The sequence below is a fragment of the uncultured Aquimarina sp. genome (assembly GCF_947500065.1).
Classification (GTDB): domain Bacteria; phylum Bacteroidota; class Bacteroidia; order Flavobacteriales; family Flavobacteriaceae; genus Aquimarina.
The window spans coordinates 1-15,181 of the sequence record NZ_CANMQT010000014.1; the positions used below are offsets into that span (position 1 = coordinate 1).

The 15,181-nt window shown below is 33.7% G+C and carries 13 protein-coding genes; 8 read left to right on the forward strand and 5 right to left on the reverse strand.

Going from position 1 to position 15,181, the window contains the following annotated elements; all coding sequences use genetic code 11:
- Nucleotides 1–58: 58 nt before the first annotated feature.
- Complete coding sequence (locus Q0975_RS24970; RefSeq protein WP_299442486.1) at nt 59–391, reverse strand: hypothetical protein; 333 nt, start codon at nt 389–391, stop codon at nt 59–61.
- Between the two features lie 257 nt (nt 392–648).
- Here Q0975_RS24970 and Q0975_RS24975 point away from each other — a divergent pair, with 257 nt between their 5' ends.
- The 4 genes from Q0975_RS24975 to Q0975_RS24990 all read left to right on the forward strand — a co-directional run bounded on the left by Q0975_RS24975 (nt 649) and on the right by Q0975_RS24990 (nt 2,617).
- Entirely contained in the window at nt 649–1,227 is a 579-nt protein-coding gene (locus Q0975_RS24975; RefSeq protein ID WP_299442488.1) for a Crp/Fnr family transcriptional regulator, read from the forward strand.
- Nucleotides 1,228–1,303: 76 nt separating this feature from the next.
- On the forward strand, nt 1,304–1,756 hold the full coding sequence (locus tag Q0975_RS24980) for a carboxymuconolactone decarboxylase family protein (RefSeq protein ID WP_299442490.1): 453 nt from the start codon (nt 1,304–1,306) through the stop codon (nt 1,754–1,756).
- Nucleotides 1,757–1,779: 23 nt separating this feature from the next.
- Nucleotides 1,780–2,211 carry a DoxX family protein gene (locus tag Q0975_RS24985; protein WP_299442491.1) on the forward strand — a complete coding sequence of 144 codons (432 nt, stop codon included), beginning with the start codon at nt 1,780–1,782 and terminating at the stop codon, nt 2,209–2,211.
- A gap of 85 nt (nt 2,212–2,296) precedes the next feature.
- Entirely contained in the window at nt 2,297–2,617 is a 321-nt protein-coding gene (locus Q0975_RS24990; protein ID WP_299442493.1) for a GNAT family N-acetyltransferase, read from the forward strand.
- A gap of 74 nt (nt 2,618–2,691) precedes the next feature.
- Here the strand turns inward: Q0975_RS24990 and Q0975_RS24995 are convergent, their stop codons facing one another.
- The 3 genes from Q0975_RS24995 to Q0975_RS25005 all read right to left on the reverse strand — a co-directional run bounded on the left by Q0975_RS24995 (nt 2,692) and on the right by Q0975_RS25005 (nt 7,388).
- Nucleotides 2,692–5,133: a T9SS type A sorting domain-containing protein gene (locus Q0975_RS24995; protein WP_299442495.1), complete on the reverse strand. Its 2,442-nt coding sequence runs from the start codon at nt 5,131–5,133 to the stop codon at nt 2,692–2,694.
- Between the two features lie 54 nt (nt 5,134–5,187).
- Complete coding sequence (obgE, locus tag Q0975_RS25000; RefSeq protein WP_299442496.1) at nt 5,188–6,186, reverse strand: GTPase ObgE; 999 nt, start codon at nt 6,184–6,186, stop codon at nt 5,188–5,190.
- Nucleotides 6,187–6,281: 95 nt separating this feature from the next.
- The gene (locus Q0975_RS25005) at nt 6,282–7,388 is read right to left on the reverse strand and encodes an adenylate kinase (protein ID WP_299442499.1); all 1,107 of its coding nucleotides are present in this window, start codon (nt 7,386–7,388) and stop codon (nt 6,282–6,284) included.
- Nucleotides 7,389–7,554: 166 nt separating this feature from the next.
- Between Q0975_RS25005 and Q0975_RS25010 the strand changes: the two genes are divergently transcribed.
- The 4 genes from Q0975_RS25010 to Q0975_RS25025 all read left to right on the forward strand — a co-directional run bounded on the left by Q0975_RS25010 (nt 7,555) and on the right by Q0975_RS25025 (nt 12,535).
- Complete coding sequence (locus Q0975_RS25010) at nt 7,555–8,712, forward strand: 5-(carboxyamino)imidazole ribonucleotide synthase (protein WP_299442502.1); 1,158 nt, start codon at nt 7,555–7,557, stop codon at nt 8,710–8,712.
- Nucleotides 8,713–8,848: 136 nt separating this feature from the next.
- Nucleotides 8,849–9,334, forward strand: a complete 486-nt coding sequence (gene purE / locus Q0975_RS25015) for a 5-(carboxyamino)imidazole ribonucleotide mutase (protein ID WP_299442505.1) — start codon at nt 8,849–8,851, stop codon at nt 9,332–9,334.
- Nucleotides 9,335–9,923: 589 nt separating this feature from the next.
- Nucleotides 9,924–11,954 carry a M3 family metallopeptidase gene (locus Q0975_RS25020; RefSeq protein WP_299442508.1) on the forward strand — a complete coding sequence of 677 codons (2,031 nt, stop codon included), beginning with the start codon at nt 9,924–9,926 and terminating at the stop codon, nt 11,952–11,954.
- Between the two features lie 104 nt (nt 11,955–12,058).
- Entirely contained in the window at nt 12,059–12,535 is a 477-nt protein-coding gene (locus Q0975_RS25025) for a hypothetical protein (protein WP_299442511.1), read from the forward strand.
- Nucleotides 12,536–12,602: 67 nt separating this feature from the next.
- Here the strand turns inward: Q0975_RS25025 and Q0975_RS25030 are convergent, their stop codons facing one another.
- On the reverse strand, nt 12,603–15,119 hold the full coding sequence (locus tag Q0975_RS25030) for a M20/M25/M40 family metallo-hydrolase (protein ID WP_299442514.1): 2,517 nt from the start codon (nt 15,117–15,119) through the stop codon (nt 12,603–12,605).
- Between the last annotated feature and the right edge of the window lie 62 nt (nt 15,120–15,181).

The window sequence follows — 15,181 nt, forward strand, 5'->3', positions numbered from 1 at the left end:
TCAGGAAGACCATACGATGAAAACTTCATTTCTAAATTAGGCTAAAAAGACTTGTTTTTTAACTCAGTTCTTTGTTATCTGGCCAACGAGTAAATGAATTGGTTCTACCCGTACTTTTAGCTACATCATCCGGAATTACTAGAATATCTCCTTCCAGAATGTACTGTCCATTAATTTTCTCCACTTGAACAGTCTGTCCATACAATTGAATGGTTTCGACGACACCTTGTTCTTCGGGAAACGCTCTTTCCTGAACAATTTTTTCCTGATCAACAGTTTCTTGAGTTTCTTCTGCCGAAAATTCTGCTGTATCCTTTTCACAAGAAATACAAACGATAAGCATTACCCAAATCATCGGGATCAAGCTTGTAATTTTAATTGAGTTTTTCATGATAAAATATTTAAGTTGTTATCATGAAACATGAATGAACGGATTTTTATTACCTCATTATCAGTTTTTTAACTTAATTTACCAAAACATAAACCTTTCTTACAAACTCCTTCGTTTTATCGTTAATCTATTACTAAAAATCAATATTTTTGTTAAATTAACCTTGCCTATATGTCGTTAAATTCGAATTTTGTAATACCTATACAAATACGCTCGTCAACCTTTAATCCTTACCTTTAGTTATCTAAATATTCTCTATGAAATTTGAAGCTATCATAAATCATATCAACAAATTCGCAAACCCATCTGAAGAAGAAATACAATCATTCATTGACATTTTAGAATTGGAGAATATTAGTAGCAGAGAATATCTGATTAAAGAAGGACAATATTGTAATTACAATCATTTTATTGTAAAAGGCTGCTTTAGATCATTTTTTACCAATAAAAAAGGCGTTGAAAAAACGGTGAATTTTGGTATTGAAGATTGGTGGCTTACCGATTTTGATAGCTTTATGAATAAAACTCAAACTCAACTTAATATACAGGCTACTGAAGATGCAGTCATTCTAAAAGTTAGTAAATCTAATCTGGATATCGTTTTACAAAGCTCTCTGGAAATCAATAAATACTTCAGGGTTATTTTAGAACGTGTCCGAATTGCTGATCAAAGAAGAATCCAGTTCATGTTCAATCTTTCGGGAGAAGAACTTTATAATACCTTTTATGAGTACAATCCTGAATTTGTTCAGCGTATTCCTCAATATATGTTAGCATCCTATTTAGGATTTACTCCTGAATTTTTAAGTAAAATAAGAACAAAAAAACATTCGTAATATATTTCTTAATCTAGATTAAGTTTTTCTTCATTTCATATACTGAATTTTGTTATAAACAAATAACAATATAGATATGAAAACAGCTAGAATAGATATTAGCAAGGTAAGTCCAAACGCTTATCAACCCCTATTTGATTTATATAATAATTGTAAAAAAAGCACACTGACAGACACAGAATTTTTATTAATTGAAATCAGAGCTTCGCAAATCAATGGCTGCGCATATTGCATACAGATGCATGTAAAAGAAGCCATCGAAAAAGGTGAAAAACAATACCGTATTCATGCATTACCAGTATGGAAAGATTCTCCATTTTTCAAACAAGAGGAACAAATCATTTTAGAAATGACTGAAGAAATCACTCATATTTCTCATCAGGGATTGTCGGATGATTTGTATCAAAATGCTATTAACACATTTGGGGAAGAAAAAGTGGCCGATATTATTATGGCTATTTGTGGCATTAATACCTGGAATAGAATAGGAATAGCAACATTACTAGTACCAATACCATCGCAAGAATAAATACGTAATCAAACTATTTTCTAATGAAAATCATATACATCAAACTCTTCTTACGAGTTAGCGTAGCTACTGGATTTATCTCAGCGGTTGCAGACAGATTTGGTTTATGGCCAAAAGAAAAATCAGCTTGGGGAACTTGGGATAGTTTTCTAGAATACACAAAACTACTGAATCCTTGGGCTCCTGAATTTATGACTAACAGTATTGGCTTGATAGCAACACTTGCAGAAATAATACTTGCATTTTTTCTACTGATTGGCTTTAAGACCGCATTATCCGCAAGAATAAGTGGCGTTTTATTATTAATTTTTGGAGTTACAATGACCTTTACATTAGGTATAAAAGCTCCCTTAGATTATTCAGTATTCTCTGCTTCTGCTGCTGCATTTGGTTTAAGTCTTATCAAAGAACAATATCTGGAAATCGACCAGCTGTTTAAGAAAGAGATCAGCTAAATCATTACCTTGATTTTTAACCATTCGTTAAGTCATTGATACCTCTTTATATCATAATTTTGAGATACAACTTCAAAAATCGCTTATGGAAAAGAATGATTGGTCTCAACTGGAATTGATAAATAACACGGATTCCTCTAAAAACAGATTCGAACTAAAAGTAGAAAGTGAAACCATATTTATAGAATATATTCTCAAGAACGAAAATTCAATATACCTAACTCATACGGAGGTACCAGCAATTATGGAGGGAAAAGGATTAGGGAGTACGATTATAAAAAAGACACTCGATTATATTAAGGAAAAAAGATATAAAATGATACCACTTTGCCCATTTGTAGTTGCCTATCTAAAACGACATCCAGATGCAGCGGATGGTATATTAAAAGATGGATATTCGGTATAATCCATATAAAAAGCCTTCTAAATATAACTAGAAGGCTTTTTTATATGTCTTAAGAATTAGCTTAAGAAGTAAGACTACTTCTTAAGAAGTTTTTTAACGATCACTTTGTTGCCTATATTTAGTTTAATAAAGTAGACACCTGTTGCTAGATTGATTGTATTAATCTTTAAGGTATTAGTTTCTATATTCTGTCTGGTATAGAATTGTTTACCAGTTATAGCATACAATTGGATTTCATTAATTTTTTCACCGCTTAAATTATCAATAATAAGTTCTTCTGCGAAAGGAACCGGTGAAATTTTGAAAAACTCAGATTGATTTTCAATATCATCAACAGATAGCAGAGCTACTATTGTTGTCTTAACTTGATTTGTCTCGATTGGTAAATTAAAATCAAAGAAAATATCAGCTTTATTGTCAAATTCATCACCTATTATCGAATTGGATTTAGGTTTAATTCTATAAGCAATAAAACCATTACTCTCTTCCTCATCTGTAGTACTGTCCGGTAGATTTATATTGTCAAAAATAAAATTAACGTTATTCTCATCTGTAATCTCTATTCTATAATCGTGACTAGATACTGTTGGCGAAAACGTATTCCAATCTAAATTAGCATCTAACACATTCTCTATATTCACGTTAATAGCGGAAGCAGAGCCAGTATTTTGGAAACGAATTCTATAATTCAAATAATCATCAACATCTTCTTCAAAAATTTCTTCTCCTTCTAATACCGCTATATCATTAGGGTCATATGAATTAACTACTCGATGATTTAATATTTTAACATTGTCTTCTGGTTTTACATCTCCATTGATTGGTAATGCTGTTGCTTCAAAAAGAATGCGATCTCCCCCATTTACCGTTGGTGGAGGGAATGTTCTAAAACTCACTCTAAATAATGTATGCCTAAATGGTAAAAGATTACTAAAACTAAACTTCACAGAATTGCTAGTTTGTTCTATGGGAGTCTGACTCGTAGATGTTAACTCTACCATTTGATCATCAAAATCTAATTCTACAGTACCGCTGTCAACCTGATTACCATTATTTCGAACATATAAATAATACCGAGTGGTAAAACCTGGTCTTGCTGAAGCTGCCGGAATAAAATATACTTTTAAATCAGAAACATCAGTAGGACTGGTACAAAAATCTGCTACCTCAGCATTTCTAAGCCCTGTAAAACTTATTGTTTGATTTACTGGATTGGTCATATATTCAGGTAAGTTACTAGACAAAGAAACCTCGCAAGTTCCTTCCTCTGGAATCTGAATCATATAGGTTCCATTTACATCGGTAATACTACTGTAGATATTTCCATTGATCGATGCAGAAATTGTAATATTCTCCATAGCCGATCCACTAGTACAGTTATCATTATTAGCATCATATTGTACCGTTCCTGTAAGCACATTTACTGCATCACAGATATCCACGAATTGCACAATTCCATCATTTGCAAAATTAGCAATTGCATAACTAACATTATCAACACAAGCAAATTCTAATAACGGCACTTGGACAAATCCACTACCAACATTTAGGTTTTCATTATTTCCATTTCGTAAATTTAGATTACTTAACGAATTGTTACTCCAAAACACAAAATACACTAAATCCGACATATGGGAAACATCGATTTCTTCTACATTCGTACCAATAAGATTCAGTCTTTCTATCTTATTATTTCTAAAAAGATTCACTGAAGTTAATAGTGAATTAGATGACAAAGTAACTAGAGATAACTCTGGATTTGCTGAAAAATCAATACTTTCTATTTGGCTTCTGGTAAAAATAAAACTTTCTAAATTTGAAAGCGTTGATAAATCAATAGCTGCAATTTGATTAAAACTACTAGATACTTTCTTAAGTTTTGTATTATTAGTCAAATCAATTGACATAAGATCGGGAGACTCGTAAAAATATAACTCTTCTAAATCTGTATTATTGGTTACATCTAAACTTGTCAATTTATTACGATCAACAGAAAGCATTTTTAATTTTAAATTCTGAGATACATCCAGTTGTTTAAGTTCATTATAACGCAAGTCCAACTCTACCAATTCTGGATTATTGCTTACATCAACAAAATCTATATTATTGTCGTCTAGCCTAAGATTAGTTAGCTTTGAGTTATTAGAAACATCTATAGATGATAATTCTACTTGACCTAGATCCAATATTTCTAAATTAGAAAAACCCGTTACATCAATTTGCTGTATCGGATGAGAATATAAACTAAATCTTTCTAAATTTTCAAAGGCTTCAATTCCTGTAATATCAACAATATCATCATCGTCTTGCCCATTGCTATCGGTAGGATCAGAAATAAATAAAAAAGTTACTGCTAACGCCTCTGAAACCTGAATCTCGTTATCTCCATTTGTATCAATAGTGAATGGGTAATCAAGTAAGGCCTGTTTAAAATTTGCATCTGGAATTGATACAGTTTGCGAAAAAATAGACGCAGTGGAAACTAGCAAAACTGCTAATAGGTAAATTTGTTTCATAAGTAGGTATTATTTTGGGTCGGGCAAATATATTAAATATTCTTACACAAGAATCTAATTATTAAGCATTTGCCACAATCTATCTTTAAGATCTTGTAATCCTTGTTGAGCAACTGAAGAAATGAATATATAAGGTACGTTTAACTGTGCATCTAATTCTGTTTTGAGTTCTGCTCTAAGTTCATCATCTAACATATCACATTTAGAGATTGCTATTAATCGCTCTTTATCTAATAAATCCGGATTATATCTTCGTAACTCATCTAGTAAGATCTCATACTGGTCATTTATATCGGGTGCATCGGCAGGTACTAAAAACAATAATGTAGAATTACGTTCGATATGCCTAAGGAACCTATGACCTATACCCTTTCCTTCTGCAGCTCCTTCAATAATTCCAGGAATATCCGCCATAACAAAAGTCTGAAAATCTCTGTACTCTACAATTCCAAGATTAGGTTTCAGAGTCGTAAACTCGTAGTCTGCAATTTTTGGTTTTGCAGAAGTAATTACAGACAATAAAGTGGATTTTCCTGCATTAGGGAATCCTACTAAACCTACATCCGCTAGTATTTTTAATTCTAGAGTTAGATCAAATTGTTGACCTTCGATACCAGGTTGCGCATATCGAGGAGTCTGATTCACTGAGTTTTTAAAGTGCCAGTTTCCACGTCCACCCTTTCCTCCTTCGGCAAGCACGACTTGTTGTCCTTCTTCTGTAATTTCATGAAGAATTTCCTGAGTTTCAGTATCCCGAATTACAGTTCCTAGAGGTACGTCTACATATACATCTTCTCCATCCGCTCCACTACTTCTACTTTTACTTCCGTGTCCTCCGTGTTCTGCTCTAAAGTGACGTTTGAACTTAAGGTGGAGTAATGTCCACATATTTGGATTACCTCTAACAATGACATGACCTCCACGACCACCATCACCTCCATCAGGACCTCCTTTAGTTATATACTTTTCCCTATGTAAATGTACAGATCCTTTTCCTCCGTTTCCGGAAGTTACGTGTAACTTTACATAATCTACAAAATTTCCTTCTGTCATAATACGCTAACTGTCATTCCAGTATACACTGGAATCTATTCAAATTCATCCTTTTGTTATCATAAATAAGATCTGCATCTTACAGCCAATAACAACTATAATTTATCTATAACACTACTTAATCTATCCGTAATCTCACTAATACCTCCTACTCCATCAACTCCAAAGTACTTATCTTGTTTTTGATAATAGTTTTTTAGAATTGCCGTTTCGTCATAATATACTTTGATACGATTACGAATTACACTTTCATCAGCATCATCAGGACGTCCTGATGTTTTTCCTCTTTCTAATAAACGTTGTACCAACACCTCATCATCTACCTCTAAAGCAACCATCGCGCTTACTTCTGCTCCTTTAGAAGATAATAATTCTGCTAATGACTCAGCTTGTGCTTCAGTTCTTGGGAAACCATCAAAAATGAAACCTTTCGCATCTGGATTTTTATCCACTTCAGCATTCAGCATATTGATGGTTACTTCATCTGGAACTAGTTGTCCTTTATCAATATACGACTTTGCTAATGTTCCTAGCTCAGTAGCATTTTTTATGTTATACCTAAATACATCTCCTGTAGAAATATGTATAAGATCATATTTTTGTTTTAAAACTTCTGCTTGTGTTCCTTTTCCTGCTCCTGGAGGTCCGAATAACACTAAATTTGTCATGTTGTTTTGCTTTAATTGGTACACTTCTGTAAGATTACGACCTAAACCATCATAGTCTAATCCGTATCCTACAATAAATCGGTTTGGGATTTCTATCCCTATATAATCTAAAGTAATTTCTTTGGTATAAGCTTCTGGTTTAAAAAATAAAGTTGCAATTTTCACTTCCTTACATCCCTTATCTTTAAACATTTTGGTCAATTCTACAATTGTATTACCTGTGTCTACAATATCTTCAAGAATAACAACCGTTCTGCCTGATATATCTTCTTTTAATCCAATGAGTTCTTGAACTGTAGAAGTTGTCTTTGTCCCTTCATAAGAAGCGAGTTTTACAAAACTCACTTCACAATCATGATCGAATCTTTTTAGCACTTCAGACACAAACATAAAGGCGCCATTAAGTACCCCAATAAAAAGAGGCTTTTTATCTGATAAATCCTTATTAAGTTCATCAGCTAATTCATCTATTGCTTTGATTATTTTCTCTTCAGCAATAAATGGTATAAATTGTAATTCATGTAGTGTAATCATTGGGTCCCGAGATTATCACAATATCCATTTCGATTTTAAAGCGGCAAAGATAGTGATTACAAACAAGACTTAAGATAGATATCTATTGCATTTACTGCCTAATATTGTGGTTTTTACTTATTAAAAAATTATTTTTGCGATCACGGACCGTTTTATTATTCCAAAAATGACAAACTATTTTTCATCAGATTTTAAGTTAGGTATCTTAGGTGGTGGTCAACTAGGCAAAATGATGCTCTATGAAACCCGAAAATATGATATCCAAACTTATGTTCTGGACCCCAACCCCGATGCCCCTTGCAGAATAGCCTGTGATCACTTTCAACAAGGTGATCTTATGGATTATGAAACTGTATACAACTTTGGAAAGAAAGTAGATGTGCTTACTTTCGAAATTGAAACTGTTAACTTGAAGGCATTAGCTCGACTCGAGCGAGAAGGGAAAAAAGTATATCCCGATTCTAAAACTTTAGAAAAAATTCAGAATAAAGGAAAACAAAAACTCTTTTATAAAAATCAAGGAATACCTACTGCTGATTTTATGCAGTTTTCTAATAAAGCACATTTAGCAGAAGGGATTACAAGTGGCAAGGTAAAGTTACCTTTTGTATGGAAAAGTACCCAAGGAGGATATGATGGTAAAGGAGTTTCTGTTATACGCACAGGAGGAGATATTGCGAAACTTCCGGATACAGAATGCATCGCTGAAACATTAGTAGATTTTAAGAATGAACTCGCAGTAATTGTAGTTCGTAATCCTCAGAATGAAATTAAAACCTATCCTGTTGTAGAAATGGAATTTCATCCAGAAGCAAATCAGGTAGAATATGTAATTTGTCCTGCTCGAATTGACAATGAAATTGCAGAAAAAGCGAGAGCAATAGCACAAGAAGTTTCTAAAGCCTTTTCACACGTTGGTATATTAGCTGTGGAGATGTTTCAAACAAAAGACGATAATATTCTAGTTAACGAAGTCGCACCAAGACCTCATAATAGTGGACATTATAGTATCGAAGCTAGCTACACTAATCAATTCGAACAACATATAAGAGCTATATTAGACCTCCCGCTAGGTGCTACGGAAAGTAAAGTTGCTGGTATTATGGTGAATCTTGTAGGAGCTGAAGGACATATCGGAAATGTAGTCTATGAAAATATAGATGTCATTATGAAAATGAAAGGTGTTACTCCTCATATTTATGGAAAAAAACAAACACGACCTTTCAGAAAAATGGGACACGTTACTATTGTCCATGAAGATATCGCGGAAGCTAGAAAAATTGCAGAGAAAGTAAAGAAGACAATAAAAGTAGTTAGTAAATAGGTTTGACCCTTCGACGTGCTCAGACACATTTTTGAGGTTTAAAGGTTTAAGAAAATTATTTATTGTATTTAATACAACTTCACCCTTACAGCACGTGTTATAAATAAAACAAGAACAATAAGAAAAAAAATAAGCTATGAGCAAAGTAGGAATAATCATGGGCAGCACAAGCGATATGCCCGTTATGGAAAAGGCAATCGACATTCTACAAGGTTTTGACATAGAGGTCGAAGTTGATATTGTATCAGCGCACCGTACACCAGAGAAGTTATTTGATTATAGTAAAAATGCTCATACTAGAGGTATTTCAGTAATCATTGCTGGTGCAGGTGGCGCCGCCCATCTTCCTGGAATGGTAGCTTCTTTATCTCCGCTGCCGGTAATAGGTGTTCCTGTAAAATCCAGAAACTCTATTGATGGTTGGGACTCTGTTCTTTCCATATTGCAAATGCCTGGTGGAGTCCCTGTAGCAACGGTAGCTTTGGATGGAGCTCTTAATGCAGGTATTCTAGCCGCTCAGATCATTGGGGTATCCGACAAATGTGTATTGGATAAAATTCTTGTTTATAAAGAAGGATTGAAACAAAAGGTAATTGAAGGAGCTAAACAGATAAAAAAATAAGACACTAAAATTAGTGTAAAAAAAAAGAGTCGCTCCTCAGCGACTCTTTCCAATATCAGGTCTTACAATAGAATATAACAATATTTATTAACCAACTTAAATATATTACACAAAAAATTCATCGTAAGACCATACTCTTAAAACCTGACACAAAGGTAAACCCTTACTTTAATTACGCAATAATTATCTGTCAAAACTTATTAACATTTTCGATAAAAATCACCTTTTATCGTTAAAATGCATTAAAATTATTTTTATTTCGCTTTTTCCCATAGAAAAAACATACATTTTTTTGCATCCTCTATGTAAATAATAGATTTTCAATCAAAATAGAAAAGAAAAGAGCTACAATAATTGTAGCTCTTTCAATATATTTGACCTTTTCAAAGATTACTTATTGTTACCATACCCCTATAGCAATAATGTATTAGATTCTTTGTTTAGGTCATTACTAATAAACCTATACAAATGTATCAGTATCATACTTGATTAATTCAAAACGTGATGCCATAAAAAAAGCATTTATCGATAAAAAACACACTTTTTCGACAAGAGATCATATAAAACATAAAGAAAACATTCTTAGATCATGAAAAACCCATTGTTAGAATCATTTGATCTTGCTCCTTTTTCTCAAATAGAATCGGAGCATTTTTTACCTGCTATCAAAAACGCAATCACAATAGCCAAACAAGAAGTTGATGCAATTGTTGCCAATAAAGAAACTCCCTCCTTTTCTAATACTATAGAAAAATTGGAATATAGCGGAGAATTACTGGATAGAGTAACCAGTATCTTTTTTAATCTGAATAGCGCAGAAACTAATGAAGAAATCCAAAAAATTGCACAAGAAGCTTCTCCATTGCTTTCTGAATTCAGTAATGATATCGCTTTAAATACGGATCTATTTAAAAAAATAGAATCTGTATATCTAGATAAAAATACATTAAACCTCTCTCCAGAGCAATCAACATTATTAGAAAAGAGGTACAAATCATTTTCTAGAAATGGAGCTAACCTTCCTGCTGATAAAAAAGAACAGCTTAGAGAAATAGATAAAGAACTTTCTCAACTTAGTCTTAAATTTGGTGAAAACATATTAGCCGAGACTAACAAGTTCGAAATGCTATTAACTGATAAAGCTGATCTGGATGGTTTACCAGATGGAGCCAAAGAAGCGGCTAAAGCACTTGCTGAATCCAAAGAAAAAAAAGGATGGATGATTACCTTAGATTATCCTAGTTACATTCCTTTTATGACTTATGCCAATAACCGAGAACTGCGCAAAAAATTAGCCTTAGCTTTTGGCTCTAAAGGATTCCAAAACAATGAGCTAGACAACCAAGATATTGTACTTAAAATTGCCAAACTACGTTATGAACGTGCCAATGTGTTAGGCTATACCTCTCACGCTAATTATGTTTTAGAAGAACGTATGGCAGAAACCCCTGATAAAGTATTTTCTTTTTTAAATGAAATTCTGGAAAAAGCAAAGCCTGCCGCAAAAGCAGAATTTAAACAATTAGAAAATTTTGCCAAAGAATTAGATGGAATTGATCAGCTTCAGAAATGGGATGGCGCATTCTATTCAGAAAAATTAAAACAAAAGCTTTTTGATCTTGATGACGAAAAGCTAAAACCATACTTTAAGTTAGAGAATGTTATTGATGGTGTTTTTCAGATAGCTTCTAATTTATTTGGGCTACAATTTGAAGAAACAAATCAAGTAGACAAATATCACGAAGAAGTAAAAACATATAATGTTACTGATACACAAGGTAATTTTATTTCTATCTTTTATGCTGATTTTCATCCAAGATCAGGGAAACGAAACGGTGCGTGGATGACCTCATACAAACCTCAAATGAGGAAAGATGGGAAAAATATTAGACCACATATATCTATCGTCTGTAATTTCACGAAACCTACACCTAGTAAGCCTTCGCTTTTAACCTTTAATGAGGTAACCACCTTGTTTCATGAGTTTGGTCACGCCTTACACGGTATGTTAGCCAACACTACCTATCCTGGATTATCGGGAACCAGTGTGTATTGGGATTTTGTAGAACTACCATCTCAGGTATTAGAGAACTGGTGCTATGAGAAAGAAGCATTAGAATTATTTGCCAAACATTATGAAACAGGAGAAGTAATTCCCATGGAATTAGTGCGCAAGATCAAAGAATCATCCACCTTTATGGAAGGAATGTCAACTATGCGCCAATTAAGTTTCGGTTTACTGGATATGTCCTGGCATGCACAAAACCCAAGTGATATTAAAGATGTTAAAGCATATGAAAAGAAAGCTTTTGCTGGAACTGCTTTATATCCTGATGTGGCAGAGAATTGTATGAGCACTGCTTTTTCTCATATTTTTCAAGGAGGGTATTCTGCAGGGTATTATTCTTATAAGTGGGCAGAAGTATTGGATGCAGATGCATTTGAATATTTTAAGGAACATGGAATCTTTAATAAGGAAGTAGCAACCAAATTTAAAGACAATGTGCTATCACAAGGAGGAACAGAGAATCCCATGACTTTATATAAACGTTTCCGTGGTCAAGAACCAAAACCGGAGGCCTTGTTAAAACGGGCTGGATTAATAAAACAGGGAATTTAACTCTAAAAAATATAGCATTAACACCTGCTAAACATGGGGGTTTCAACTGTGAAATGACATAACGTTGATTGGTAGTTTTACATAAATTTTAAAAACCATTAATTATGAAAACCACACAATTACGTAAATCAACATTAGTAGCATGTATTATTTTTTTATTCAGCTCAATGATTATTACCGCACAAAAGCAAGAGTGGGTATTTAATTATAAAATCGCAAACACTGCTGAAGAATTGTCAAAAATTATGGATAATCCCGAAGCAAACATTGTAAGAAGCGTAGCAGATTTCAAACAGTATGTTCAATCTAATCCTAAATTAAGAAAAGTATTTGCAAAGAAAGGTCTTTTAAAAGCAGTTGCAAGTACTATGAAGTTCAACAAAAGAGGACTAAAAACTTTTTCTTATAAAAGCTTAAAAGAAGTATATCCGGATAGAATAAAAGACATTCTCTCAGAAATAACTCCAGGCTTTGGTTTCGGATCGGAAACTCTTGGAGTAGATTACGATGGTTATGCCTGCGTAGCAAAAGGAACCTGTGAAACAGAATATAATAGCATCTGCATTGGAGATAATTGCTAATAAAAAAAGAGCCAGTTTTTCATAAAAAACTGGCTCTTATCATTTGGCTAACTAATTGTTAAAAGAACTATTGAATTACCAGTTTTCGTACTGCTAATTTTTCGCCTTCACTTTCTATCCTAATCAAATAAATTCCTGATCCTAATGATAGATTACGAGCAGAAATGGTATTCGCTCCAGGGTTTAATTGAATTGTAGATGCTCTTTTTCCTAAAATTGTATATACGGTAGCTGTCATACTCTTATTACTAGTTCCATTTACACTAAGTGTAAAGCTATCCTTAGTAGGATTAGGAACAATAGTTATGATCGATGAGTTTAGTTCATCCTCATCACCTAATATTGGAATTTTAGTTCCGAAAGCCACTACAGCTGTTGATGATCTTACACAAGATCCTTCATAGATCTTTACATTGGAAAAAACAGAAGTATTACCGCTTCCCGCATCATTATCATTTAGAAATACCAATCGATCCATAGCACCGGTATAAAAATCTCCAACCGGAATTACATAAGAAGTCGTACCTACAGAATAATTATCGTAATTCGTCACTCCATAGTTTTGAGTACCGTGAACTTTAAAATATCTATTAGCAGTTAAAGTATTGTCATTCTCGAAACCAACTCCATGAATTTCTCCTTGAGAAGTACTACTGAAATCAAATTCTATTACAGTTGATGATGTAACCGTATAATTCAATGGAATATACTTCCAGGTATTATTTTCTAGTGACAATCCTGATCCACCACTAACAACAGAGAAATCACCTACTGAATCCTGATTAGAAAAAGCAGAGATTGTATAATCATTAAAGTCTAAAGTGACGCATGGATCTGGACCTGGATCGGTGCCAGATTCTCCTATTCTAAAATCATCTACCGCAACATCTCCTTGCCAACTAGTTCCCGTTACCGTATTCAGCCTAAGTTGTATTCCAGTTCCATTATAAGTTGCTAAATCTATATCGGCAGTATTCCAATTACTTCCTTGCGCTCCGGATTTACTAAAAATGCTTGTCCAATTAGCGCCATTATCCGTACTGAGTTCGACTGATAAGCTTCCAATTGCACTTCCTTCCATATGGTATTTAAAGCTTAATCCGGGATTGCTTAATCCATTTAAATCAAAACAGGGAGAGTTCAATATTGCTCTTTTATTTGGAAATCCTGTTCCATTTCCAGAAGCTTCCACATAAATATAGGAAGATCCATCCGCACCATTAGAAGGCCCTGTACCATTAGAAGGGGTACCACTAGCATCCACAGTCCAGTTAACGTCATCATTGGTAGATTGTGTCCAGGCACCTATAGAACCCTCATAACTTTCTGAATAAGGAAAAGAAGTAATATTAATATTACATTCTTCTCCTCCACCTCCGCCAGTGTTTACGCCATTTCCAATCTCTATCAAATATTCCAAAGCTAGTTTACAAAATTTAGCAGCATGGGTAGCATTTGGTGTTGGAGATCTATCGAAGGTATCTCTTGTGGTATGAATATTTGGATTACTTTGATTGAATGTAGCTTCAAAAGGGAAAGTTACGGCGTACCCTTCTTGTGCCCAGCTATAATGATCAGAACATCCATAGTTACATCTAGATGTACCATATGTAATTCTATGGGTTCCGGAAGCATTATAATAATCCATTAACTCTACTAAGAAATCATTTAATGTATCATCATTATATGAATCTGTAGAAACGTATACATCGTTCGTTGACCCTTTATAATTAGTCATATCTAATTGCATATAACTCACTACATTCACATTTCTACTACGATAATCCTCAGCTATTTCTCTGGAACCTCTTAACCCTACTTCCTCCGCAGCAAAAGCCATAAACTCCATAGTTCTTTTGGGTTCAAAATTCATATCAAATAATACTCTCGCTGCTTCAGTAATCGTAGCAATACCGGATGCATTATCATCTGCTCCAGGAGCATCATTATTATTACCACCAGAAGTAGAATCTATATGCCCACCAATGATTACAAATTCATCAGGTGCTTCAGTTCCTGTGATAGTCATAACTACAGAAGGCATATTAGTGCTTGTATGATTTACAATGCGAACCGACACATCACTTCTACCGCCTGCTAAGTTCTCCCATTTCGTTTTTAGATCTAAAACAGCTTGCGTTGCACTATTTTTTGTGTGATATCGAGTACCATAATCTTCTAATTCTTGGATTTGATTTGCAATATTCAGATTATTTACTAAATCAAGGCTTTGTCTCACTAATTGATCTTGAGTAATAGAAAACCCTCCTGCAAGCTTTTGAGATAATCTTCTCTGTTGTATCGCTGAAATCGCATTTTTCTTTGAGTTCTGATAAATAAAACCGGGACCGTGAACTAATACCTTATCATGCAATTCATGGGCGGCTTCATCGCTTAGCATAACCGCACTATAGCCATTATTTGATTCTATAATTTTTATATCCTCAGGATGCTCTTTTTGAAGCCCTAGAGCATCTTTTGTTTCCATCGTGGCATAAAACATATCCGATGGTTGCTGTGCGTGACTATTTTGCAGGAATAAGCACAGCAAAATTGTTGAAATAATTAGGTTGATTTTTTTCATTTTAAATGAGTTTGTGTTAGACACTTAACTTACATAAAATCAAAGCGTAACCAAAGTGGCTT